Annotated in this window: 21 protein-coding genes and 1 pseudogene; 17 read left to right on the top strand and 5 right to left on the bottom strand. The window is 65.0% G+C overall.

Annotated features, from left to right (window positions below):
- From VB739_RS01875 to VB739_RS01865, 3 genes and pseudogenes are all read left to right on the top strand, one after another.
- Nucleotides 1-143 (top strand): annotated as a pseudogene (locus VB739_RS01875) (photosystem II D2 protein (photosystem q(a) protein)); the annotation flags it as partial.
- A complete protein-coding gene (gene psbC, locus VB739_RS01870; protein WP_323355444.1) occupies nucleotides 127-1,515 on the top strand; it encodes a photosystem II reaction center protein CP43 in 1,389 nt (462 codons plus the stop codon). The pseudogene VB739_RS01875 and the gene psbC, both read left to right, overlap by 17 nt.
- Before the next feature lie 142 nt (nucleotides 1,516-1,657).
- Nucleotides 1,658-2,767 carry a hypothetical protein gene (locus tag VB739_RS01865; protein WP_323355443.1) on the top strand — a complete coding sequence of 370 codons (1,110 nt, stop codon included), beginning with the start codon at nucleotides 1,658-1,660 and terminating at the stop codon, nucleotides 2,765-2,767.
- Here VB739_RS01865 and VB739_RS01860 read toward each other — a convergent pair.
- Complete coding sequence (locus VB739_RS01860) at nucleotides 2,752-3,357, bottom strand: nucleoside triphosphate pyrophosphatase (protein WP_323355442.1); 606 nt, start codon at nucleotides 3,355-3,357, stop codon at nucleotides 2,752-2,754. The two genes, VB739_RS01865 and VB739_RS01860, sit on opposite strands and share 16 nt — an antisense overlap.
- A gap of 54 nt (nucleotides 3,358-3,411) precedes the next feature.
- Here VB739_RS01860 and VB739_RS01855 point away from each other — a divergent pair, with 54 nt between their 5' ends.
- From VB739_RS01855 to glf, 6 genes are all read left to right on the top strand, one after another.
- Nucleotides 3,412-3,786 carry an Npun_F0494 family protein gene (locus VB739_RS01855; RefSeq protein ID WP_323355441.1) on the top strand — a complete coding sequence of 125 codons (375 nt, stop codon included), beginning with the start codon at nucleotides 3,412-3,414 and terminating at the stop codon, nucleotides 3,784-3,786.
- A gap of 32 nt (nucleotides 3,787-3,818) precedes the next feature.
- Nucleotides 3,819-5,306, top strand: coding sequence for a cobyric acid synthase (locus tag VB739_RS01850; RefSeq protein WP_323355454.1), 1,488 nt, complete (start codon nucleotides 3,819-3,821; stop codon nucleotides 5,304-5,306).
- Between the two features lie 63 nt (nucleotides 5,307-5,369).
- Nucleotides 5,370-5,594, top strand: coding sequence for a 2Fe-2S iron-sulfur cluster-binding protein (locus tag VB739_RS01845; RefSeq protein WP_323355453.1), 225 nt, complete (start codon nucleotides 5,370-5,372; stop codon nucleotides 5,592-5,594).
- Nucleotides 5,595-5,599: 5 nt separating this feature from the next.
- The gene (locus VB739_RS01840; protein WP_323355440.1) at nucleotides 5,600-6,640 is read left to right on the top strand and encodes a hypothetical protein; all 1,041 of its coding nucleotides are present in this window, start codon (nucleotides 5,600-5,602) and stop codon (nucleotides 6,638-6,640) included.
- A gap of 118 nt (nucleotides 6,641-6,758) precedes the next feature.
- Nucleotides 6,759-7,811, top strand: coding sequence for a hypothetical protein (locus VB739_RS01835; RefSeq protein ID WP_323355439.1), 1,053 nt, complete (start codon nucleotides 6,759-6,761; stop codon nucleotides 7,809-7,811).
- Between the two features lie 3 nt (nucleotides 7,812-7,814).
- Nucleotides 7,815-8,927, top strand: a complete 1,113-nt coding sequence (gene glf, locus VB739_RS01830; RefSeq protein WP_323355438.1) for a UDP-galactopyranose mutase — start codon at nucleotides 7,815-7,817, stop codon at nucleotides 8,925-8,927.
- On the opposite strand, the gene mnmA is transcribed toward glf, so the two are convergent.
- Nucleotides 8,912-10,066, bottom strand: a complete 1,155-nt coding sequence (gene mnmA / locus VB739_RS01825) for a tRNA 2-thiouridine(34) synthase MnmA (RefSeq protein ID WP_323355452.1) — start codon at nucleotides 10,064-10,066, stop codon at nucleotides 8,912-8,914. The two genes, glf and mnmA, sit on opposite strands and share 16 nt — an antisense overlap.
- Nucleotides 10,067-10,199: 133 nt before the next feature.
- Here mnmA and VB739_RS01820 point away from each other — a divergent pair, with 133 nt between their 5' ends.
- Together VB739_RS01820 and VB739_RS01815 are read left to right on the top strand one after the other, a co-directional pair.
- Nucleotides 10,200-11,831, top strand: coding sequence for an NAD(P)H-hydrate epimerase (locus VB739_RS01820; RefSeq protein ID WP_323355437.1), 1,632 nt, complete (start codon nucleotides 10,200-10,202; stop codon nucleotides 11,829-11,831).
- Between the two features lie 244 nt (nucleotides 11,832-12,075).
- Complete coding sequence (locus tag VB739_RS01815) at nucleotides 12,076-13,005, top strand: sigma-70 family RNA polymerase sigma factor (RefSeq protein WP_323355436.1); 930 nt, start codon at nucleotides 12,076-12,078, stop codon at nucleotides 13,003-13,005.
- Between the two features lie 12 nt (nucleotides 13,006-13,017).
- Here VB739_RS01815 and VB739_RS01810 read toward each other — a convergent pair whose 3' ends face one another.
- Together VB739_RS01810 and pdhA are read right to left on the bottom strand one after the other, a co-directional pair.
- Nucleotides 13,018-13,896 (bottom strand): hypothetical protein, encoded by an 879-nt coding sequence (locus tag VB739_RS01810; protein WP_323355435.1) that lies wholly within the window; start codon nucleotides 13,894-13,896, stop codon nucleotides 13,018-13,020.
- Nucleotides 13,897-13,963: 67 nt separating this feature from the next.
- Nucleotides 13,964-15,073 carry a pyruvate dehydrogenase (acetyl-transferring) E1 component subunit alpha gene (gene pdhA / locus VB739_RS01805; protein ID WP_323355434.1) on the bottom strand — a complete coding sequence of 370 codons (1,110 nt, stop codon included), beginning with the start codon at nucleotides 15,071-15,073 and terminating at the stop codon, nucleotides 13,964-13,966.
- A gap of 144 nt (nucleotides 15,074-15,217) precedes the next feature.
- Between pdhA and VB739_RS01800 the strand changes: the two genes are divergently transcribed.
- Both VB739_RS01800 and ffh read left to right on the top strand, forming a co-directional pair.
- Entirely contained in the window at nucleotides 15,218-17,152 is a 1,935-nt protein-coding gene (locus VB739_RS01800; protein ID WP_323355433.1) for an ARC6/PARC6 family protein, read from the top strand.
- Entirely contained in the window at nucleotides 17,152-18,630 is a 1,479-nt protein-coding gene (gene ffh, locus VB739_RS01795) for a signal recognition particle protein (RefSeq protein ID WP_323355432.1), read from the top strand. Before VB739_RS01800 ends, ffh begins: the two co-directional genes overlap by 1 nt.
- 47 nt (nucleotides 18,631-18,677) lie before the next feature.
- Here ffh and VB739_RS01790 read toward each other — a convergent pair whose 3' ends face one another.
- A complete protein-coding gene (locus tag VB739_RS01790; RefSeq protein ID WP_323355431.1) occupies nucleotides 18,678-19,448 on the bottom strand; it encodes a sulfotransferase family 2 domain-containing protein in 771 nt (256 codons plus the stop codon).
- 256 nt (nucleotides 19,449-19,704) lie between these two features.
- Between VB739_RS01790 and rpsP the strand changes: the two genes are divergently transcribed.
- The 4 genes from rpsP to gmd all read left to right on the top strand — a co-directional run bounded on the left by rpsP (nucleotide 19,705) and on the right by gmd (nucleotide 23,337).
- Nucleotides 19,705-20,139, top strand: coding sequence for a 30S ribosomal protein S16 (gene rpsP / locus VB739_RS01785; protein WP_323355430.1), 435 nt, complete (start codon nucleotides 19,705-19,707; stop codon nucleotides 20,137-20,139).
- Nucleotides 20,136-21,107: a PhoH family protein gene (locus VB739_RS01780; protein ID WP_323355451.1), complete on the top strand. Its 972-nt coding sequence runs from the start codon at nucleotides 20,136-20,138 to the stop codon at nucleotides 21,105-21,107. The genes rpsP and VB739_RS01780 overlap by 4 nt, the downstream gene beginning before the upstream one ends.
- Before the next feature lie 99 nt (nucleotides 21,108-21,206).
- Nucleotides 21,207-21,944, top strand: coding sequence for a Bax inhibitor-1 family protein (locus VB739_RS01775; RefSeq protein ID WP_323355429.1), 738 nt, complete (start codon nucleotides 21,207-21,209; stop codon nucleotides 21,942-21,944).
- Between the two features lie 268 nt (nucleotides 21,945-22,212).
- On the top strand, nucleotides 22,213-23,337 hold the full coding sequence (gmd, locus tag VB739_RS01770; protein WP_323355428.1) for a GDP-mannose 4,6-dehydratase: 1,125 nt from the start codon (nucleotides 22,213-22,215) through the stop codon (nucleotides 23,335-23,337).
- Nucleotides 23,338-23,381 lie beyond the last annotated feature (44 nt).

Genomic DNA, 23,381 nt, shown 5'->3' with positions numbered 1-23,381 from the left:
CGGAGGATCCTGAATTCGAAACGTTCTATACCAAGAACATCCTGCTCAACGAAGGTCTGCGTGCCTGGATGGCGCCCGCTGACCAACCGCACGAAAACTTCATCTTCCCTGAAGAGGTTCTGCCCCGTGGAAACGCCCTTTAATTCCGGTCTCATCTCGGTCGGGGGCAAGGACCTCGACTCCACCGGCTATGCCTGGTGGGCGGGTAATGCCCGGCTGATCAACCTCTCCGGCCGTCTGCTGGGGGCCCACGTGGCCCACGCGGGCCTGATGGTCTTCTGGGCCGGCGCCATGATGCTGTTTGAGGTGAGTCACTTCACCTTCGACAAGCCCATGTACGAGCAGGGTCTGATCCTGTTCCCCCACGTCGCCACCCTTGGCTACGGCGTGGGCCCCGGCGGTGAAGTCACCGATCTCTATCCCTTCTTTGTGGTCGGTGTTCTGCACCTGATCAGTTCCGCCGTGCTCGGTCTTGGCGGCCTGTACCACGCCCTGCGCGGCCCTGAAATCCTGGAGAACTACTCCGCGTTCTTCTCCCAGGACTGGCGCGACAAGAATCAGATGACCAACATCATTGGCTACCACCTCATCCTTCTCGGTGTGGGTGCGCTGCTGCTGGTGTTCAAGGCCATGTTCTTCGGCGGTGTCTACGACACCTGGGCCCCGGGCGGTGGCGATGTGCGCCTGATCAGCAACCCCACTCTCAGCCCCGGAGTGATCTTCGGCTATCTCACCCGCGCCCCCTTTGGCGGTGAGGGCTGGATCATCGGTGTCGACTCGATGGAGGACATCATCGGTGGCCACATCTGGATCGGCCTGATCTGCATCTTCGGTGGCATCTGGCACGTGATCACCAAGCCCTTCGGCTGGGTGCGTCGCGCCTTCATCTGGAACGGTGAGGCCTATCTCAGCTACAGCCTCGGCGCGCTGAGCTTCATGAGCTTCATCGCCTCGGCCTACATCTGGTTCAACAACACCGCCTACCCCTCGGAGTTCTACGGCCCCACCAACGCCGAATCCTCCCAGGCCCAGAGCTTCACCTTCCTGGTGCGCGACCAGCGCATGGGCGCCAACATCGGATCCGCCATGGGCCCAACCGGCCTGGGCAAATACCTGATGCGCTCCCCCACCGGCGAGATCATCTTCGGTGGTGAAACGATGCGCTTCTGGGACTTCCGTGGTCCCTGGCTGGAACCCCTGCGGGGCCCCAACGGTCTGAGCCTCGACAAGCTCCAGAACGACATTCAGCCCTGGCAGGTGCGTCGGGCGGCTGAGTACATGACCCACGCCCCCAACGCCTCCCTCAACTCCGTCGGCGGGATCATCACCGAGCCCAACTCGGTGAACTTCGTCAACATCCGCCAGTGGTTGGCCTCCACCCAGTTCGTGCTGGCCTTCTTCTTCCTGGTCGGTCACCTGTGGCATGCGGGCCGGGCCCGCGCCGCCGCCGCCGGCTTTGAGAAGGGGATCGACCGTCAGGCTGAGCCCACGCTGGCCATGCCAGACCTCGACTGATCGGCTGTCAGGGAACCATTGCTTGGTTCCCTTCTGGTAGTCCTTCCTCCAGCCTCCGCCCACCGGCGGGGGCTTTTTCTTTGGGCACGGTGTTCCGCTCACTCTTTATCATGGGGCTTCGCACATGCTGTTGGACGATCGGATGGGTGATCCTGCCCGAACTGACGCTCAGAGCCTGTGGAGGAGGATTTCGGGCAAGATCCACCGCGCACCGCGCACACTCAGGGTGCTGCTGGAGCCAAAGATCCAGCGCCAGACTCGAGCCATCCAGAAACACATCAATGGTCGAAAGTTCTCAAGAGCAGGCGCAGCGTTACGTCGCCAAAACCCAAACGCTGAAGGGCTGGTTCTCACCACGCGCATGGTGGATGCCACCAACCCATCGATTGCGCACTGGGCAGACTGGAGCCTGACGAGGTACGGCTTCAGCGGAGATCTCAGATCACAGCCACAGCTGATCTACGTCAAGGCAGTTCCGGAATGCCTGGATCTGTTTCTTCGAGATTATCTTCCACTTCTCAAAGCCTCGACACGCTTTGTCCTGCTCACAGGTGATGCCAACACCACCCTGCCCCAGCAAGTCGATCAACGGTTTCCTGATTACCTCGCCTCAGGGCTCTATCAGCGCCTGTTGAAACTCCTTGAGGATTCCAGACTCCTGCATTGGTACGCAGAAAATCTTGACATCCCGTTGGCCGGCATCACGCCGATTCCACTGGGCTGCGTCAACAGCGATGGCCATGTCATCTATCAACAGGCCATCACGCAAGCCACACCGATCGCCATCCGAGCGAAGCCTCTCAAGGCCTTCTGCGCCCATTACGTCCGTGAAGGCCCGCAATGGAACCCGAGAAAGCAGGTCACAAAGCTGGCGAAAGACAACTGGCGTCACTTCGTTGATGTACACGAGCAGATTCCCTACAACGAATTCGTCCCAACCCTCAAGACCTATCCCTTCGTCCTCTGCGTCGGCGGTGGTGGACTCGACCCTTCACCGAAAGCCTTTACAGCCCTTCTGACCGGCGCCATCCCGATCATCGAAAGAAATCCCACCACGGCCGCCTACACAGACCTGCCAGTGGCCTACGTCGACAGCTGGGACGTCGGCAGCCTTGATCCTGCCCGGCTGCAGGGCTGGCTGGATGACTTGCATCCCGATTTCGAGGATCCAGCCAGGCGTCGCAGCGTGCTCGAGAGAATGTCCATGGCCAGCTGGCTGCGCCGGATCCGCGCCCATCACCCAGCCGCTTGAGCGAGCACCCCTGGGTCGAGCCAGCGCCGCAGTAGCGGCAGGCTGAGCCCGATCACATTGCTGAAGCAACCCTCGAGACGTTCCACCACCAGGCCGCCACGGCCCTCAAGGGCAAAACCTCCGGCACAGGCCAGGGGCTCACCACTGGCCACGTAGGCCTCGATCTCCATGGGGCTGAGCGCAGCAAAATGCACCCGGGTGGTCACCACCGCCAGCTGCGGCGCCCCGCTGCCCCCCGGCGCCGGCCACCGCACCAGGGCATGGCCGGTGTGCAGGTCGCCCCAGCCACCGGCCATGCACCGCCAGCGGGCTATCGCCTCAGCGGCATCCCTGGGTTTGCCCCATACCTCCTGTTCCACCACCAGCAAGGAGTCGCAGCCCAGCACCCCCAGGGACGGCCACGCCGCCTCAGAGCTCAGCGTGTCCGCCACGGCCTGCGCCTTGGCAAGGGCCAGCCGTTGCACGAGCCGCAGCGGATCCTGCTCCTGGATCCCCTCCTCATCCACGCCGCTCACCTGGACCCGGTGGGGTACGCCGGCCTGCTCCAGCAGGCGACGCCGGGCCGGGGAAGCGGAAGCCAAAAGGAGCAAAGGAGGTGCCGGCAGGGTTCTCCAGCCTGCCCGTCGGTTGGGGAGAATGGGGTCATGCCACAGGCCGACACCGAGTCCCTTTCCCTGGCACGGGCCGCTCTCTCGCTCCGCTGCCTTCCGTTCCGACGCGGCTTCTACGAGGCGGTGGAAAGCCAGGCGCTCAGCAGCGAGGAGCTCGCCCAAAAGACCGACCCGGCCTCCCCGCTCACCTTCGGTCCCCTGAGCAGCGATCGGGCTGAGGACCATTTCCTCTGGCTGATCCGGCTGGGAGTGCTGCGGCGGGAAGTGGATGGCCAGGGACTGACCGAACGGGTGCGGCTGACGCCCTTGGGCCGCCAGGTGCTGCGGCGCTGGCCCAGCGAGATCCCCCGGGCGGGACGGCGGCAGCGGATCGTGGAAGCCTTACGTCGCCACCGCCCCCGCCTTTGACCCGCCCCCTCCCCACCGCACCCCGGCCGCTGATGGTGCTGGGCACCAGCAGCGGCGCCGGCAAATCACTCATGACCGCCGCCCTGTGCCGGGTGCTGCGGCGTCGAGGAGAGCAGCCCCTCCCCTTCAAGGGTCAGAACATGAGCCTCAACGCCTGGGTCGACCAGCAGGGCGGAGAGATGGCTTACTCCCAGGCCCTGCAGGCCTGGGCCGCCGGCCTGGAACCCCAGGTGGCGATGAATCCGGTGTTGCTCAAACCCAGGGGCGACAGCACCAGTGAGGTGATCCATCTGGGCCGCTCGGTGGGCACAGCCAGGGCAGAGCACTACTACCGCGACTGGTTCCGGCCCGGCTGGGCGGCCATCCGCACGGGTCTGACGGAGCTTCAGGCGGCCCACCCCGGCGGCCGACTGGTGCTCGAGGGGGCCGGCAGCCCGGTGGAGGTGAACCTGCAGGCCAGGGACCTGACCAACCTGCGGTTGGCCCAGTACCTGCGGGCCCGCTGCCTGCTGGTCGCGGACATCGAGCGGGGGGGTGTCTTTGCCCAGATCGTGGGCACCCTGGCCCTGCTGCGGCCGGTGGAGCGCCCCCTGATCGGCGGCCTATTGATCAACCGCTTCCGCGGCCGCCGTTCCCTGTTCGATGCGGGCCGCCGTTGGCTGGAGCAGCAGACCGGCCTGCCGGTGCTCGGTGTGATGCCCTGGCTCGATGAGCTGTTCCCGCCGGAAGACTCCCTCGATCTGCTGGAGAGGGGCAGCCGCAAGTCCCGCAGCGAACTCAGCATCGCGGTGCTGCGGCTGCCCTCCCTGAGCAACTTCTCCGATCTCGACCCGCTCGAGGCGGAAAGCAGCGTGCAGTTGCTGTGGCGGCGGCCCGGTGAGCCGCTGGGCCAGCCCGATGCGGTGATCCTGCCCGGCAGTAAGCAGACCCTGCGGGACCTGGCGAGTCTGCGCAACAGCGGCCTGGCGGAAGCGTTGCAGTCCTACGTGGCCCGGGGTGGGCAGGTGTTCGCCCTCTGCGGTGGTCTGCAGATGCTGGGCCAGGAGCTCTACGACCCCGAAGGCCTGGAGGGGGACCGTTCCGGAGACCGGGTGGCCGGGCTGGGCCTGCTGCCCCTGCGCACTGTGTTCGAGGGCCGCAAGGCCCTGCGGCAACGGCGCAGCCGAGCCCTCTGGCCACCGGGCCCGGGCGAACCGCCGCTGCTGGAGGGATTTGAGCTTCACCAAGGCCGCAGCGAGCCGACAGACCGGGCGGGCTGCGCCCCCCTGGCGGAGGACGGCCAGCTGGGCTGGTGGACGTCCTCGGGGACCCAGGGGGGTCTGGTGGCCGGCACCTACCTGCACGGCATCTTCGAGAACGGCCCCTGGCGCAGGCGCTGGCTGAACCAGCTGCGCCAACGGAGCCAGTTGCCGCCCCTGGATGAACACCAACCCCACCACGCCCGTCAGCGGGACGCCCTGCTCGACCGCCTCGCCGACGCCTTCGAGGACCACATCGATCTGTCGCCCCTGATCCGATAGCCGCCCCTAGATTTCCGCCAGAGCGACCCTGCAGCCATCAGCCTCCCCCGTCCTGCCATCACCATCACGTGGCCGGACGGGCGGACCAGCTCGGCCCGACCCGGCCAGGACTGGCTGCAGGCCGCGCGTCAGGCGACGGTGGTGATCCCCACCGGCTGCCTGGGGGGCAGCTGCGGTGCCTGTGAGATCGAGGTCAACGGACGCATGGTGCGGGCCTGCATCGCCACCGTTCCTTCAAGCGCGAGTGGCCGGCTGACGGTGAGCCTGGCCAGCGATCCCTTCTGGTAGCGCGTGTGAGTTCCACCCCCCGGTGCCACGTCCTCTCGCTCGATTTCCAGGATCTCGATGTGATCTGGAATGTGCGGCTGTTCTATCTGGCTGCAGGCTATTCGCTGCTCCGCGAAAGGGTCGACTCAGATCCGGAGCTGCTGGTGGTCCTGCGGGGTGATCCCGGCCTGTCCCACCAGACCTATGGCGGGACGGTCCACATCTATGACTATGTCAAGGAACTCCAGGTGGACTGGCGCTCCCGCTTTCCCCACGCCCGCGAGATTCGGCTGATTTCCCTCCTCCGGCCGGCCGTGCTGCCTGAGGGGGTCCGCTGGGTGCAGGGGTATCTGCCGGTGATTCCCGAGTTCTGGCAGCAGCTTCCGTTCCGCAAACGGGCCGGCAGGCCCCTGCACATCGCCAACTTCAAGCCGATGGGTGACGATCCCTACCAGCGGGATCTGGCCCTTCTCGCCCGCAGGGGCTTGGTGGACGTCCATGGCAGCCACTGGGACAAGATCGGCCTGAGCACCCACGGGCTCAGCTATCTGGAGGCGAACCGGCGGCTGGCGGGGGCCTATTGCTGCTACGGGCTCATGTATCCCTATCAACGGGGCACCACCCTCTCCGGCCGGATGTGGCAGGCGCCCCTGCATGGATGCCTGGTGATCAGCGAAAAGGGCACCAATCCCTTTGGGCTGCCGGGCCTGCTCGAGGTGGAGCGCTTCGATCCGGACACGCTGCTCAGCGTGGTGTCGATCCGGGAGTGCTGGCAGATCCAGAGAGAGGCCACCCGCTATTGGCAGGAAGCCACAGGTCAGCTGGCCCGCCAACTGGATCTGCCGGCCTACCGGGGGCCTTCTGCCGTCCACCTGGCGAGGTGCCGTCGGGACAGACGCGCCCAGCACCGGTCTGTGGTCTGGAGTCGGCAGCTCCATCGGTTGGGGAACTGGCTGACCCCTCCGCCGATCAGCTGCTGGTGGCGGCGGCGCCAACGAATGGTCAGGGGTCTGGGGCGACTCCTTGGTGCTGACGCCAGGCAAGCCAGCGGTTCGACGAACCGCTGAAATCCTCACTTCGCCACGCCGTTCGCTCGACATCGTGGAACGGAAACGCCAGAGGACTTCGCTGTCAGCGGGCAGGAGCTACGATAAAAAGACGTAACACGTTCAGGTAGACATCTCGATGGCCTTGCCAACAGTCCTGAAGCGTGCTGTTCCCAGCAACGTGCAATCGGCAGTCAAGCGGTTGCTGTGGCCTGAGTACTCCCCTGCCACTCCCGGTCAGAAAGTCATTGAATTCTGGGTGGATGTGGTGAGTGGTTGCAACCTCCGTTGCACGGCCTGCCCCGTCGGCATGCCCGAGTACACCAACAGCATCGGCCAGAAGCTGACGGAGATGCCGATTGAGTTGTTCGAAAAGATTTGCCTTAAGGCGAAGGCAGACACCAATGACAATTGCCGATTCGGCCTGTACAACTGGACAGAACCGACCCTTCACTCCAAGCTCCATGAGCTGATCGCCTGTGCCGAGAGCCATGGTGTGCCCTGTGGGATCTCCTCGAACCTCAACTACGACTACGACTGGTCCCTCCTTAAACCGCTGCATCTCTGGAACTTCACCATCACGGTGTCCGGTTTCACCCAGCGCACCTATCAGATCAATCACAAAGGAGGGCGGATCGAGCCCGTCCTCGCCAACCTGATCCGCATCTCGGAGACCCTGGGCGACTGGGAGTGCTATAAAAATATTGACGTGCGCTACCTGGTTCACAAGCAAAACCAGCACGAAGTGCATCTGTTCAAGCACTTTTGCGACAAGCTGGGAATGAAGTTCTCTCCCTATCATGCTTATTACATGCCCATCGACAAGATGTTTGATGGCTTGGAGGAGGTTCCCCCGGAACTGGAATACATCTATTACAGCCCCCAGCTGGTGCAGCAGGCCATCGGCAGCCATCGGTCCCAGAATTGCTTCATGCGCGAATCCCAGGTCTGCCTGGATCATGAAGGTAATTTTTCCGTCTGCTGCGTGCAATCCCCATCAGCTCCTTCGATCGCCAACTATCTCGATACGCCCTACCAAGCGATGCAGGCCAAGCGCTATGCCAGCGACCTCTGCAGGAAATGCACCAGCAGCGGCATCAACATTTTTGCCACCTATGGCATGCAGGAACCACCAGAAATCCAGCAATCGATCGAAGATCTCCTGCCCGTCGACCTGAAGGATTTCCGCTGAGGAGTGACCACCCTCCCCTACGACTACCTGATCGTCGGCTGCGGACTGTTTGGGGCCACCTTCGCACGGCTGGCCACTGACGCCGGCAAGCATTGTCTTGTCATCGACCGCCGCCCGCACATCGGTGGCAACTGCTACACAGAAAAGCAGGACGGCATCAACGTTCATCGCTATGGAGCCCACATCTTCCATACGAGCAACAAGGCTGTTTGGAGCTTTGTGAACCGGTTCGCCGAATTTAACAACTACATCAATTCTCCCAAAGCGATCTCAGGGGGGAAGCTCTATTCGCTTCCCTTCAACATGAACACATTCTACGAACTCTGGCAGACACGAACGCCTGCGGAAGCCAGGCGGACGATCGAGGCCCAGCGTTTTCTAGGAGAACCAACCAATCTTGAAGAGCAGGCACTTTCCCTGGTGGGGAAAGACATCTACGAGACTCTGATTCGCGACTACACCCGCAAGCAGTGGGGCAAGGATCCCCGCGAGCTTCCGGCCTTCATCATCAGGCGTTTACCGCTGCGGTTCACCTACGACAACAACTACTTCACCGACCGCTACCAGGGCATCCCCATCGGCGGCTACACGGCCCTTTTCGAGGCAATGCTGGAGGGCATTGAAGTGCGCCTGAACGTCGATTATCTCGACGACCGGCCCCAGCTGACGTCCATGGCCAGGAAGGTGGTCTACACCGGCTGCATCGACCAGTACTTCCATTACGAGCTCGGCCGCCTGGAGTACCGCTCCCTGGATTTCGAGTCCAGCATCGAAGAGCTGGAGAACTTCCAGGGGAATGCCGTGATCAACTACTGCGATACCAGTGAGCCCTTCACCCGCATCATTGAGCACAAGCATTTCGAGGGCGCAAACTCGCCCGTCACGGTGATCACCAGGGAGTATCCCAAGGCCTGCAGCGGTGACGCCATTCCTTACTACCCGATCAACGACCCTGCCAACCAATCGCTCTATCGCCGTTACCAGGAGCTGGCCCACAGCACCGACAACGTGATCTTCGGGGGCCGGCTATCCGAGTACAAGTACATGGACATGCACGTCGTGATCGAATCGGCCATGAACCGGTTCCGCAGCGAAACCCGTCAGCCCTCGGCCTGAATCAATCCGCCGCCGAGCAGCACCTCACCGCAGTAGAACACCGCCGCTTGCCCCGGTGCCACCGAGAACTGGGGCTCGGCGAAGTCGAGCCGGGCCCGGTGGGGTCGGTCGGCAGCGTGGTCAGCGGCCGTCTCCGGCAGGGGGCTCAGCAGAGCAGGTTCCGGCAGGCTCCGGTATCTCACCTGCACCTCCACCGCGATCGTCTGCTCCGGCGGGGCGATCGACACCCAGTTGATGGCGCCCACGACACAGGCCTGGCGGGTCGCCTCGCGGCGGGGGGCCACCACCACCCGGTTCATGGCGCCATCCAGCCGCACCACATGGAGCGGTTCGCTCCAGGCCACCCCCAGCCCCTTGCGCTGCCCGATCGTGAAATGCTCGATGCCGTCATGGGAGCCGAGCACCGTGCCATCCGGCAGCACGATCTCCCCCTGGCGTGGCGGCAGGTAGGCATCCAAGAACGCCCGCATCGAGCCATGGTGGTCGGCCAGGCAGAGGTCCTGACTCTCGGGCTTCTCGGCCGTGCGCAGGCCGAGGCGTGCGGCCTCGACGCGGGTTGCCTCCTTGGTGAGCTCACCCAGGGGAAACACCAGCCGGCCCAGCACCGCCTGGGGCAGGTCGTAGAGGAAATAGCTCTGGTCCTTGAGGGGATCCAGGCCCCGCAACAGCTGATGGCGGCCGGCCCCGTCCCCTGGCAGGGCCTGAGCTTCGGCGGCGCCAGCGGGCCGTTGCCGGGCGTAGTGGCCGGTGGCCAGGCGGTTGAGGCCCCGCTCCGCCGCAGCCCACTCCAGCATCGGTCCGAACTTGACCGCCCGATTGCAACGGGAGCAGGGCAAGGGTGTGAGGCCTTCGCCGTAGCCCTCCACCAGAAAATCGACGATCTGGTCCTGAAAGCGGGCCCGGCTGTCAACGACGTGGTGGGGCACCCCCAACTGCTCACAGATGCCGGCCGCATCCACCAGGCCCTCGGCGCAGCAGGAGCCCTTGCCACTCATCAGCCAAAGGGTGAGACCCTCCACCTCCCAGCCGGCGGCCACCAGCAGGGCCGCGGTCAGCGAGCTGTCCACGCCGCCGGAGAGTCCCACGGCCACCCGCCGATCGCCGGGCCAGGCGCCCAGCAGCTCCAACACGGCGGCCACCTCTGGGGAGGGGCTCTTGGCGGCGGTGTCCGATGAAAGGGCGGGGGCGGGGCTCAAGGATCCCGGTGGGTGGATGGAACAGACCGTCCCATCATGGGAGAGCACTGCGCGGGCCGACGTGGACTTCCGGCCGATGCCCGCCTCCTGGCCACCGCTGGATGCCGACCACGTCCTGGTGAGCAGCGAGACGATGGCGGCCATCGAGCAGCAGCTGTTCGCCAGCGGCCTGCCGGTGGAGGCCCTGATGGAGAAGGCGGCCCTGGCGGTGAGCCGCCGCCTGCAGCAGCGGCCGGGCCGGGATCGCCACGACGGCCTGCTGGTGCTGGTGGGGCCGGGCCACAACGGCGGTGATGGGCTGGTGGTGGCCAGGGAGTGGCATCTGGCCGGAGGCCGGGTACGGATCTGGTGCCCCTTCGAGCGCCTCCGCCCCCTCACCGACGCCCACCTGCGCCACGCCCGCTGGCTGGGTCTTCCCCTGCTGGAAGACCCTCCGGACCCCGCCGATTCCGCCCTCTGGGTGGATGCCTTGTTCGGCATCGGCCAGCACCGCCCGGCCGATGACACGATCGAAACCCTGCTGCGGGATCGCCAGAGGCTGCGGCCCGGCGCCCTGGTGGCCATCGACGTTCCCACCGGACTGGACGCGGATGACGGGGCCCTGCTCGGCACGGTGGCCGCCACCGCCTCCACCACCTACTGCATCGGGCTGATCAAGCAGGGCTTGGTGCAGGATGGCGCCCTGCGCTGGGTGGGGCAGCTGGAGCGGGTCTGCCTCGGACTGCCGTCCGCCTTGCTGGGCCAACCATCCGGCGATCCGCTGCTGGGCCTGAGCGCCGCTGATCGGACCACGGCCCCCTGGCCCGAGCCGGATCCGGCAGCCGGGAAATACGAACGGGGGCGGCTGCTGGTCCTCGCCGGAAGCCGCCGTTTCAGGGGCGCCGCCCACCTGGCCCTGGCGGGCGCCACCGCGTCCGGATGCGGCAGTCTGCGGGCCGTCCCGCCTCGGGAGATCGCCACCCAGCTCTGGCAGGTCCATCCCCACGTGGTGCTGGAGTCCGCCCTTGGGGCGACCCCGGCCGGGGGCCTGGCCCTGGCGGATCTGGACGAGGGCTGGCTGGATCGGCTGGATGCGGTGCTGCTGGGTCCGGGCCTGGGCGGGCTGGGCAACCCCGGTGTGCCGGTTGCGGCGGCGATCGAAGCCCGGGAACGGCAGCGTTGGCAGGAGCTGGCTGCCTTCACGGGACTGCTGATGCTCGATGCCGATGGCCTCAACCGCCTGGCGGCGATGGGCGCCGACTGGCTCCAGGGCCGCCGAGGCCCCACCTGGATCACTCCCCACGAGGGGGAGTTCCGGAGACTCTTTCCCGATCTGGCCCCGCGGCCCCGGCCAGAAGCGGCACTGGCGGCGGCGCGCCGCTGCGGCGCCAGCGTGTTGCTCAAGGGAGCCCGCAGCGTCGTCGCGGCCCCCGACGGGCGTCGATGGCAACTGCTCTCGGCCTGCCCGGACGCCGCCAGGGCCGGGCTTGGCGATGTGCTCGCCGGCTACGCCGCGGGGCGGGGGGCCATGGCCCTGGCTGCCGCGGCACTGCCGAGCGGGCCCGCGGCCAGCGCCGATACGGCCTGGCTGGCGGCCGCGGCTCTCGACCATGCCCACGCCGGTCTTCACTGCCGGGACCACAAGGGTGCGGGGGGCGTCACGCCACTCGCGGTGGCCGAAGCCCTGGCCCAGCGAGAACCGGCAGCGGCCGATGGGGACAGGCGTTGAAGATCCAGGACTGGAGGATTAGGACCGGCAAGGCCACTTTCCAATCTGGCAAGCCTGCCATTCTCCGCTACTTGAACTCGGAAATTAGCCCTTTGCTCATGCAAACAAAGTCAATCGCTAAAGAAAAGCGATTGTGTGTGGTTTCGCAGGCAAAGGCTTAAAAGTCATTCCAGACACTGTCTGACCATCCCAGTGGGTGGATAATTCGATATCTCAATCCATGGCGCCACTTCGCCCCCCTCCTATGACCGCCTCTGCCGTCGCAACGAGAAGGGAGGGCTCCAGCCGCAGAGGGAGTGATTCCATCACCTGGTATCTCACCTCGATCGGCAGAGAGCCGCTGCTCACCCCAGCCGAAGAGATCGAGCTCGGTAATCAGGTGCAGGCGATGATGCATCTGGTGGAAGAGTCCAAAAGCGGCTACTCCGTTCAGGAGAACAAGACGATCAAGATCGGTCGGCGCTCCAAGGAGCGGATGATGCGCGCCAATCTTCGGCTGGTGGTGAGCGTGGCGAAGAAGTATCAAGGCAAGGGCCTGGAGCTGCTGGATCTGATTCAGGAGGGCTCCCTCGGTCTGGAGCGCGCCGTCGAAAAGTTCGACCCCACCCGCGGCTACAAGTTCTCCACCTATGCCTTCTGGTGGATCCGTCAGAGCATGACGCGGGCCATCGCCTGCCAGTCCCGGGCCATCCGGTTGCCGGTGCACCTGAGCGAGCGGCTCACCACGATCCGCAAGGTCAGCCTTGAGCTGGCCCACAAGCTCGGCGCGATGCCGAGCCGTCGCGAAATCTCCGAAGCGATGGCCATTCCCGTTGAGGAGCTCGACTCCCTGCTGCGGCAGGCCCTCACCATTTCCAGCCTGGATGCCCCCATTCATGCCGAGGATGGCCGCAGCTTTCTGGGTGATCTGATCGCCGATGGCTCCGCCGAGGAACCCCTTGACCGCATCGAACGGGGCATGCATCAGGAACAGCTGGCCGAATTGATGGGCCACCTCTCCTCCCAGGAAAAGGACGTTCTTGCCCTGCGCTTCGGTCTCAACGGCATGGAGCGCCACACCCTGGCCGAGATCGGCCGACAACTGGATGTGTCGCGTGAAAGGGTCCGCCAGATCGAACTCAAGGCCCTGCGCAAACTGCGCAGCCTGTCCACCCGCTCCACCCCTCTGTCCTGATCGTCCAGGGCTTCAGTGGGGACGCCACCCGTGCAGGAGTCGCTTGAGCCTGCCCTTGGCCTGGAGCGTGGCGATCTTCAGGCGACTCTCTCCCTTGAGGCCGCGATCACGGCGGATTTGGATTGGAGAATCGCCAACCATTTCCCAGTCCGGCAGCCAGCAGTTGTCGGTCCGCGGGAACCAGAATTCGAACACGGAGATCGTCGAGATCGGCAGCAACTTGCCAAGGATCGAATAAATGGATTGATCATGGCGATGCTCGATGAAGCCCTCCAGGTTGGGAGACAGCGAGGGTGAATCATCGATCATGGAAAAATCTTCGCTGAACACCCGGATCCAGTGGCGCATGAAGTCCATGGAGGCAGGGCATTTACGCACGAAGAAGGTCGTGGCCCCCAGCTGCTGGGTGGTGGTGATGTCCGGCCGGCCCCGAACGCCCAGCTGATCCAGCAGGTCACCTTTGGTCCAGTGGCTCTCCCCCTGATCGGGGAACTGCCGCTCCTTGTACACCAAGGATCCATTCGGCGGCAGGCATTCAAAACCCTGCACACCCGAAGGCGCTTCCACCGTCATGGCGAACAGCTCCTGGAGCCGCTCCCGTCCGGCGGGATTGAGGTGACAACCCGAATCGATCCAGTGCACCTGGTCGCCGTCCTGGAGGCGCTCGAGGGTCTGCAGCACGATCTGGGGCTTCCAGGCGTAATAGCCGAAGCCACGATGCTCGGGTGTCAGATAGTCCTTGAACCGCTGCCGGAATTCAGGGCTGAGATCCAGCTCCGAAGCCCCAACGATATCTGTGTAGACCTGCATCTCCTTCGCCTGTCTGCATAAGCGGCGCCGCGCCAGCTTCATGCGGCTGTCGGTGAAGGTGACAAGGACACGCTTGGTCATCAGACCTGGAGACTTCGGGGCATTGGACAGGAGAGAAATGAGGAGAAATCAATGCCCCTGAACGGATTCAGTCGTCGGCCCAGATGTAGCGGGTGAGTTCGCTGCCATCGGGCTCGGGCGCCGCCAGGGCGAACTCCACACAATCGGCCACTTCGGCATCGATCTCTTTCTCGATCGCCTTGAGCTCCTCGGGCGTGGCCAGGCCCATGTCCGTCAGGCGCAGCGCCAGTTGCTTGATGGGATCGCGCTTGGCCCAGAACTCCTTCTCTGCCGCTTCACGGAGCTCATCGGGATCCGCCAGGGAATGGCCACGGAACCGGTAGGTGAGGCATTCCAGCAGCGTGGGGCCTTCGCCAGCCCTGGCCCGCTCAACGGCCCGCTGGGCCGCGGCCCTCACGGCCAGCACATCCATCCCATCAACTTCTTCGCCGACCATGCCGAAGCCCGCCGCCTTGCGCCAGATTTCCGGCTCGCTGGTGGCCCGGTTGTGGTCCATGCCGATGGCCCAGCGGTTGTTCTCGACCACGAACAGGATCGGCAGCTTCCAGAGCGAGGCCATGTTCAGGCACTCATAGAACTGGCCGATGTTGCAGGTGCCATCCCCGAAGAAGGCGGCCGTGACGGCATCGCTGTCGGCCTGGCCGAGGGCGTCACGCTTGTAGCGGCTGGTGAAGGCCGCTCCCAGGGCTACCGGGATGCCCTCGCCGATGAAGGCATAGCCACCGAGCAGATGGTGCTCCCTCGAGAACAGGTGCATCGACCCCCCACGACCCTTGCTGCAGCCCGTGGCTTTGCCAAACAGCTCACTCATCACCTCGCGGGCCGGCACTCCGCAGCTCAGGGCATGCACGTGGTCGCGATAAGTGCTGCAGAACCAGTCGTGCTGCAGCCGCATCGCCCGGATCACCCCGGTGGAGACGGCTTCCTGACCGTTGTACAGATGCACGAAGCCGAACATCTTGCCCCGGTAGTACATCTCGGCGCACTTGTCCTCGAAGCGGCGCCCCAGGGTCATGTCCCGGTAGAGCATCAGACCCTCGTCCCGGCTGATGCTGGCCCGCTCCGCCGGATACAGACCCTCCAAGCGCACCGCATGGCTGCCGGCCTCCTCAGAAGACGCGGCGGCCCCAGGGCTGGCGGGCTGGGCTGCCCGCGCCGCGGTCAATTCCTGAGTCATGGCAGGAAGGCGATGCGATTCGTGGCCCCGACTGTACGGGGTCCGTTCCCTGGTGACAGTCAAAACCACTGCCTCTGACTACAGTCGCGCCCCAGCGTCACCATCGGATTGGACCTGCCGATCGATCATTTCCGCTTGCTGGGCGTGCCTCCGTCCGCCGATGCCCAGGGGGTCCTGCGCACCCTCCAGTCGCGCCTGGACCGTCCGCCCCACGCAGGGTTCACCGCCGAAACCCTGCAGACACGGGCGGAGCTGCTCAGGGCGAGCGCCGACTTGCTTTGCGATGCCGATCGGCGCGCCGCCTACGAAGCGGAGCTGACAAGTCTGGCCGGCAGCGACGGCAGCCTCCAGCCGGCCCTGGAGATCGCCAGCGCCCGTCAGGTGGGTGGGCTGGTGCTGCTGATGGAGGGGGGCCAGCCCCTGGAGGCCTTCGAGTTGGCCAGCCGCTCGCTGCACCCCCCCCAGTCGCCCACCCTCGGCAGTGGCCGCGAAGCCGATCTCACCCTGCTGGCGGGGTTGGCCTGCCTCGCAGCCGCCAGCGAACTGGAGGAGCAGCGCCGCTTCGAAGCCGCTGCCCGCACCCTGCAGCAAGGTCTGCAACTGCTGCAACGCCTCGGCAGGCAACCCGACCTCAGGGAAACCATGCACTCCCAGCTGGAACACCTCACGCCCTACCGGGTGCTCGACCTGCTGAGCCGGGATCTGGTCGCCGGTGTCGAGCGACAGGAGGGCCTGGAGCTGCTCGAGGAACTGGTGCAGCGGCGCGGGGGTCTTGAGGGCGATGGCGATGCCCAGTTCCCCAGCCAGGACTTCCAGCCCTTCTTCCACCAGATCCGCGCCTTCCTCACCGTCCAGGAGCAGGTGGATCTGTTCAGCCGTTGGGCAGCCACCGGCTCCGACGCCGCCGACTTCCTGGCCACCATCGCCCTGACCGCCTCCGGGTTCGCCCAGCGCAAACCCGAGCGCATTGCCGAAGCCAGACACCGCCTGCAGCGCAGCGGCCGGGAGGGGATCGAACCGCTGCTGGCCAATCTGCATCTGCTGCTGGGGGAGGCCGACACGGCACGGACCTGCTTCGACCGGGGCGCCAGCCAGGAGCTGAAGGACTGGGCCGCCGGCAAGAGTGCCGACCCCCTGGGTCAGCTCTGCGCCTACTGCAGCGACTGGCTGGTGCGGGATGTGCTGCCGGGCTACCGGGATCTGGAAGCGGAGCCCGATCTGGTGGCCTACTTCAGCGACCGGGATGTGGTGGCCTACGTCGAGCGGGAGGACCAACGCCGAGGTCGCGCCTATCTCGCCGCCCCGGCAGCCGAAGAGCCTGCCCCAGGCTCAGCCTTTCCCCCCTACGACGACCTCGGCCTGGGAACACTGCCGCCCCCTGTGCCCCTGACCCTGGATGGGAGCAGCGCTGGCAGCTTCGCCCCACTCCCGGAGGCCGACGGGGCAACGGACCCTGAGGACGACGGGGAGCTCGATGACGACGTCCCCCTGCGCTGGCCATGGCCCCCGCGGCCCTGGCTGCTGGGAAGCGGCGCCGCCCTGCTGCTGGTGCTGGCTGCGGCCTGGGTGCTGCGCCAGCGTCAGAGCTCGCCCCCACCGTCGCCGGCGCCAGTACCGCCGGTCACCGCCCCGGCTCCCGCTCCGAAGCCCACCCCGAGGCCTGTGGCCGGGCTGCGCATCACCCCACTCACCGCGAGTCGTCCCGATGCGGCCCAGGTGCGCCGCCTGCTGGAGAACTGGCTGACGGTCAAGAGCGGCGTGCTGGCGGGCGAGCCGACGCCTCGGGACCTCGATCGCATCGCCCGGGAAGGGCCGATGGCCCTGCTCGCCAGGGAGCGCCGCGGCGATCTCGCCCGGGGACAGACCCAGCAACTGGACGTTCAGATCATCGATCTCAGCCTGTCGGAAAATGGCCCCAGGCGCATCGTCGCCGTCGCTCGTCTGCGCTACAGCGACCGGCGCCTCGATGCCAACGGGACGGTGCTGGAGACCACGGCGCCGATGGAGCTGCGCAATGGTTATGTATTCGGACGCGACGGCGACAGCTGGCGCCTGGTGGCCACCCAATCCCTCAACTGATGTTCGACGAACTCTCCCAGCGCTTTGAAGACGCGGTCAAAGGGCTGCGGGGCCAGGCGGCCATCTCGGAGACGAACGTCGATGGCGCCCTCCGCGATGTGAGGCGGGCCCTGCTGGAGGCCGACGTCAGCCTGCCGGTGGTGAAGGAGTTCATCGAGGAGGTGCGGCGCAAGGCGGTGGGCGCCGAGGTGGTGCGTGGGGTGAGCCCGGACCAGCAGTTCATCCGGCTGGTGCACGAGCAGCTCGTCGAGACCATGGGCGGCGCCAATGCCCCCCTGGCCCGGGCCGCGGAAGGGCCCACCGTGATCCTGATGGCCGGCCTGCAGGGGGCCGGCAAGACCACCGCCACTGCCAAGCTGGGCCTGCACCTGAAGGAGCAGGGGCGGCGTGCCCTGCTGGTGGCCGCCGACGTCTACCGGCCGGCCGCCATCGACCAGCTCCAGACCCTGGGCCGCCAGATCGGCGTTGAGGTGTTCAGCCTCGGCAGCGACGCCGCCCCGGAAGCGATCGCTGCGGCCGGCGTGGCCAAGGGACGGGACGAGGGCTTCGACACCGTGCTGGTCGACACCGCCGGCCGGCTCCAGATCGACGCCTCGATGATGGAGGAGATGGTCCGGATCCGGGAAGCCGCGGCACCGGATGAGGTGCTGCTGGTGGTGGATTCCATGATCGGCCAGGAGGCGGCCGATCTGACCAGGGCCTTCCACGAGCAGGTGGGCATCACCGGCGCCGTGCTCACCAAGCTGGACGGCGATTCCCGCGGCGGGGCGGCGCTCTCGATCCGCAAGGTGAGCGGCGCCCCGATCAAGTTCATCGGCACCGGCGAGAAGGTGGAGGCCCTGCAGCCGTTCCACCCCGAACGGATGGCCAGCCGGATCCTGGGCATGGGCGATGTGCTGACCCTGGTGGAGAAGGCCACCAAGGAAGTGGAGCTGGCCGACGTGGAGAAGATGCAGCGCAAGCTGCAGGAAGCCAGCTTCGATTTCTCCGATTTCGTGCAGCAGATGCGCCTGATCAAGCGCATGGGCTCCCTCGGCGGGCTGATGAAGCTGATCCCCGGCATGAACAAGATCGATGACGGCATGCTCCGCCAGGGGGAGAGCCAGCTGAAGCGCATCGAGGCCATGATCGGCTCGATGACCGAGGCCGAACGCCGCCAGCCCGAACTGCTCGCCGCCCAGCCCTCCCGCCGTCGCCGCATCGCCGCCGGCAGCGGCCACACCCCGGCGGATGTGGACAAGGTGCTCGCTGACTTCCAGAAGATGCGCGGCTTCATGCAGCAGATGACCCGCGGAGGAATGCCGGGGATGCCCGGGATGCCCGGGATGCCGGGCATGGGCGGCTTTCCCGGCATGGGTGGCGGCATGCCCGGAATGGGCGGCATGCCGGGCATGGGCGGCCCCGGTGGCCGCGGCGGCGGCCAGCCCCGCAAACCCCCCAAGCCGGCCAAGAAGCGCAAGGGATTTGGCCAGCTCTGAACTTGCGCGGGCAAAAGCCCTAAGCCCTTCTGCGGATCATGCCCTGATTAATGAGGCAATGAATAACCAAATAGGCGATAGTCGTGCCTATAACAATGGACAAAACTTGGACTATTCTCAAGATCAGCCACCTCAACGTTCAGCCGTGGGAGGGAAGACTTGGTGATATTTGCTTTTGGCAACGCAGCAGCAGGCTTCCCTAGCACCTTAGTCAGGTGGGCCCAATCCTCCCCCAAGGTCTCGAAACGACCGAGAAATATCAGGCGATTGACGGCAGCTTCAGCATCGGATTCTGTCGCCCCAAGGAAGGTCCACATCGGTCGAAAATGGGGGCATTGGGAAAGGAAGGAATCTGTCTGGAACCTTTCGAGGAAATCTTCAATGCCTTGATAGTTGGCCTTGATGTGATCAGCAATGATCCTGTCACCACTATGGTTACCCCCAGCAAGAATATAGCGATAGGCAGAAATAAAGCGGGAGCCTGGGTTTCGGACAAACGTAAAGACCTTGATTTTCCGCATGAACGAATCCCCCAGAACAACTCTGGCCTCATGCAGGGGCAGATGCCCCGAAGGGCGACGGCCGCTGACCTGGCGGGCTTGGTCAAAAAGGCTGGAAGATCCGATCGATGTACCTGCGACCTTCGGAAGGTGAACGAACAGGGCCTTGGACTCAGGGATCAGATAGAGATTAGGAATTTTTCGGAATGCCCGGCAACATTCACGGCCGTAGATTAGCTCGTACCGGAGGCGTTCAGCTATTGGCTTCAGGCGCCCCCTCACCCTGGAGAACATCATCAATTCAATGAACTGATTCATCCTTTACATCTTATCACGCGGCAGATTGCGTTGATAACGCTGCCTAATGAGCGCTCAATCCGAACGTCTTGCACAGACTTCGTCCGTTCGTCCTCAAAGGGATCCTGGAAGGGGCGTCAACGGAGACCAGCAGCAGCCGGTCTCCGTTGACGCTTGCCCCGCCGCAGCAGGCTCCTGGCCCAGTGCGGCGGGCTGACCAGTAAGGGAAGGGTGGCCTGTAGGATGTTGGGCTGTGTTCTCAAGCTGGTTTTCCCCGATGATCAAGCTCCGGCTGAAGCGGTTCGGCAAGAAACGGGAAGCGAGTTTCCGTCTCGTGGCCACCAACAGCACCTCCCGCCGCGATGGCCGTCCGCTCGAGGAACTGGGCTTCTACAACCCCCGCACCAAGGAAACCCGCCTCGACGCCGAGGCCATCCGGGTCCGCCTGGGCCAGGGAGCCCAGCCCACCGACACCGTGCGCAGCCTTCTCGAGAAGGGCGGCCTGATCGAGAAGACCACCCGCCCGGCCGAAACCGTCGGCAAGCTCCAGCAGGCCGCCGCCCGTGATGCCGCCGCTGCCGCCGCGGTCAAGGAGGCGGCCGCCGCCGCCGAGGCTGCCAAGGAAGCCGCCGCCAAAGAGGCAGCTGAGGCTGCCGCCGCCGCCGAAGCGGCCGCAGCCGTCGACGCCGAACCTGCCGCCGCCGAGGCCTGAGCGAACTCTCCTCCACGTTCGCCCTGCCGGACAGCGCCGCCGCCATCGCCCTGGCCGGCACGGACGGCACCGCCTTGCGGCGGCTTGAAGCGTTGACGGGTGCCCAGGTTGTCCTGAGGGGCCTCGATCTTCAGATCCGGGGCCGCAGCTCCCAGGTGGAGCGGCTGCAGGCCCTGATCCAGCTGCTTGAGCCGCTATGGAAACGGGGCGAATCCATCGGCCCGGTGGACATCCAGGCGGCCCTGACGGCCCTGGACACGGGGCGCTCCGACCAGCACCGCAGCATGGGGCTCCAGATGCTGGCCACCAGCGTCACCGGCAGGCCCCTGCGGCCGCGAACCCTGCGTCAGAACAGCTACGTCGAGGCGATCGAACGCCACGACCTGACGCTGGCGATCGGCCCGGCTGGCACCGGCAAGACGTTTCTGGCCACGATCCTGGCCGTGCGGATGCTGCAGGAACGCAAGGTGGAGCGGCTGGTGCTCACTCGGCCGGCGGTGGAAGCCGGCGAACGGCTGGGCTTCCTGCCCGGTGACCTGCAACAGAAGGTGGATCCCTATCTGCGCCCCCTCTACGACGCCCTCCATGGGCTGCTGGGCCAGGAACGCACCACCCAGTTCCTGGAGAAGGGGGTGATTGAGGTGGCGCCCCTGGCCTTCATGCGCGGACGCACGCTCGCCGATGCCTTCGTGATCCTTGATGAGGCCCAGAACACCACCTGCGCCCAGATGCGGATGGTGCTGACGCGGTTGGGGGAGAACTCCCGCATGGTCGTGACGGGCGACACCACCCAGATCGATCTGCCCCCGGGCCAGCTGAGCGGCCTGGTGGAGGCCGAGCAGGTGCTGGCCGGGGTGGAGGGCGTGGCCATCTGCCGGTTCAGCGATGCGGACGTGGTGCGCCATCCGCTGGTGCAGCGACTGGTGCAGGCCTACGCCCGCCGCGATGCCTCCCCCCAGGGCCGCTGATCCGAGCCACCGAACTCCGATAGGGAGATCCGCACAGGGGTTTCTACCGACCGCCGGGGGACGCTGGCAGGATGGTGGAAATTCGATTCCATCGAAGCCATGCCGGCCAGAAGCAATTTCCAGGACGCCATACGCGAGGCCCAGTCCAGCGCCCTGATCGGTCCCAACGTTGTCAACAAGGCCCTCCCCTATGTGGGAGGGGGGATGGTGCTCACCGCTGGTGGTGTCCTCGGTGGCATGTCGCTGATGGCCAGCGCTCCGGCCCTGTTCATGCCCCTGTTCTGGGTGGCCCTGATCGGCAACTTCATTCTGTTTTTCGTGGCCCAGAACGCCGCCATGAAAGGCAACAGCGGCACGGCCCTGCCGATCCTTGCCACCTACAGCCTGATCACCGGTTTCACGCTTAGCGGCATCGTGAGCTACGCGGTGACGTCGGCTGGTGTCGGCGCCGTTGGCACCGCCGCCCTGGCCACGGGCATCACCTTCGTGATCGCGTCCTTTTTTGGCCGCCGCATGAGCGACAACGTCGGCCAAGCCCTCAGCGGTGTGGTGGGCCTCGGCATCATCGGGCTGTTGATCGCCATGGTGGTGCAGTTGGTGGGCGGGATTTTCGCCCCTGGCATGTTTACTGGCGGTACCTTCGAATTGATGATTGCCGGCTTCGGCACCGTGCTGTTCGTGGGAGCCGCCTTCGTCGACTTCTACACCATGCCCCGCACCTACAGCGATGACCAATACCTGGCCGGTGCCTTGGGCATGTATCTCACCTACATCAATCTCTTCATCTTCATCCTGAGGCTGATCATTGCTCTTCAGGGCGGCGGTCGGCGAGACTGAATCATTCAGTTCCTTCTCTCTGATGACCTTGCTGGGGCCTGTCCGTAAAGAACAGGTCCTTTTTTCTGTCAGGGAGGTTCAACACTCACAAGGTCTTGCCACAGGGCTTCAAACAATCATTTTTGGTAGTTTCTGACTGGCTGCGAGCTTCCAGCTAAGCTTCCTTGGATTTCCAACCGTCAACATGCCCTCGTCCTAGGCCGTTGATCTTCCTGCACCCACGGGCGTCCAGCGCACCACTTCAACCCTTGACAGCACAGGCAACCCCATGACCAAAACGGCTCTGATCACCGGGATCACCGGTCAGGACGGTTCCTACCTGACGGAGTTGCTCCTGGAGAAGGGGTATGTGGTGCATGGAATCAAGCGCCGGGCCAGCAGCTTCAACACCGACCGGATCGACCACCTCTACCAGGACCCCCACGAGCGCGATCCGCGACTGGTTCTTCACTATGGAGATCTGACCGACTCCACCAATCTGATCCGGATTGTTCAGCAGATTCAACCGGATGAGATTTACAACCTCGGGGCCCAGAGCCACGTGGCCGTAAGCTTTGAAAGCCCTGAATACACGGCCAACTCAGATGCGCTAGGGACCCTACGCATCTTGGAGGCCGTCCGCATTCTCGGTTTAACGGAAAAAACCCGCATCTACCAGGCCAGCACCAGTGAGCTCTATGGCCTGGTCCAGGAGATCCCCCAGAAAGAAACCACGCCGTTCTATCCCCGTAGCCCCTACGGCGTCGCCAAGCTTTACGCCTACTGGATCACGGTCAATTACCGAGAAGCCTATGGGATGTATGCCTGCAACGGAATTCTTTTCAACCATGAAAGTCCCCGTCGGGGCGAGACCTTCGTGACCCGGAAGATCACTCGAGGTATGGCGAGAATCGATGCAGGTCTTGACCAGGGTCTTTTCATGGGAAATCTTGATTCTCTGCGCGATTGGGGTCACGCCAGAGATTATGTGGAAATGCAATGGCGGATGCTGCAGCAGGATCAGCCTGAAGACTTTGTGATCGCTACGGGCCGACAGGAATCGGTGCGACGGTTCATCGAACTCACAGCCGAGGAACTGGGCTGGGGTGGCATTGTCTGGGAGGGCACGGGGGTTGAGGAGACGGGCGCCCGCCGCGACACCGGTGCCACCGTCGTGCGCATCGACCGCCGCTACTTCCGCCCCGCGGAAGTGGAGACCCTGCTCGGGGATCCGACCCGAGCGCGGGAACGGCTGGGCTGGACGCCCACCACCACCCTGGAAGAGTTGGTGGCGGAAATGGTTGCCACCGACAAGGAGGAAGCCGCCAAGGAGGCCACTCTGCGCCGGGAGGGCTTCAAGGTCGTCGGCTCCATGGAGAATCCTCCCCAGGTCGGACTCAAGGCCGCACCGTGAGAAGAGATCCGAAACGCCGCTATGGTCAGATCTGTGACCAGCTC

It is taken from the genome of Cyanobium gracile UHCC 0281 (assembly GCF_034931305.1).
Classification (GTDB): Bacteria; Cyanobacteriota; Cyanobacteriia; order PCC-6307; family Cyanobiaceae; genus Cyanobium; species Cyanobium gracile_A.
This window is presented reverse-complemented; position numbering and strand designations above follow the sequence as displayed.

Excerpts from the sequence above, each read along its gene's own strand:
- VB739_RS01865 (WP_323355443.1), top strand. The coding sequence starts at position 1,658 with ATGGGTGATCCTGCCCGAACTGACGCTCAGAGCCTGTGGAGGAGGATT.
- VB739_RS01855 (WP_323355441.1), top strand. The coding sequence starts at position 3,412 with ATGCCACAGGCCGACACCGAGTCCCTTTCCCTGGCACGGGCCGCTCTC.
- VB739_RS01850 (WP_323355454.1), top strand. The coding sequence starts at position 3,819 with ATGGTGCTGGGCACCAGCAGCGGCGCCGGCAAATCACTCATGACCGCC.
- VB739_RS01835 (WP_323355439.1), top strand. The coding sequence starts at position 6,759 with ATGGCCTTGCCAACAGTCCTGAAGCGTGCTGTTCCCAGCAACGTGCAA.
- VB739_RS01820 (WP_323355437.1), top strand. The coding sequence starts at position 10,200 with ATGCCCGCCTCCTGGCCACCGCTGGATGCCGACCACGTCCTGGTGAGC.
- VB739_RS01815 (WP_323355436.1), top strand. The coding sequence starts at position 12,076 with ATGACCGCCTCTGCCGTCGCAACGAGAAGGGAGGGCTCCAGCCGCAGA.
- VB739_RS01810 (WP_323355435.1), bottom strand. The coding sequence starts at position 13,896 with ATGACCAAGCGTGTCCTTGTCACCTTCACCGACAGCCGCATGAAGCTG.
- pdhA (WP_323355434.1), bottom strand. The coding sequence starts at position 15,073 with ATGACTCAGGAATTGACCGCGGCGCGGGCAGCCCAGCCCGCCAGCCCT.
- ffh (WP_323355432.1), top strand. The coding sequence starts at position 17,152 with ATGTTCGACGAACTCTCCCAGCGCTTTGAAGACGCGGTCAAAGGGCTG.
- VB739_RS01790 (WP_323355431.1), bottom strand. The coding sequence starts at position 19,448 with ATGAATCAGTTCATTGAATTGATGATGTTCTCCAGGGTGAGGGGGCGC.
- rpsP (WP_323355430.1), top strand. The coding sequence starts at position 19,705 with ATGATCAAGCTCCGGCTGAAGCGGTTCGGCAAGAAACGGGAAGCGAGT.
- VB739_RS01775 (WP_323355429.1), top strand. The coding sequence starts at position 21,207 with ATGCCGGCCAGAAGCAATTTCCAGGACGCCATACGCGAGGCCCAGTCC.
- gmd (WP_323355428.1), top strand. The coding sequence starts at position 22,213 with ATGACCAAAACGGCTCTGATCACCGGGATCACCGGTCAGGACGGTTCC.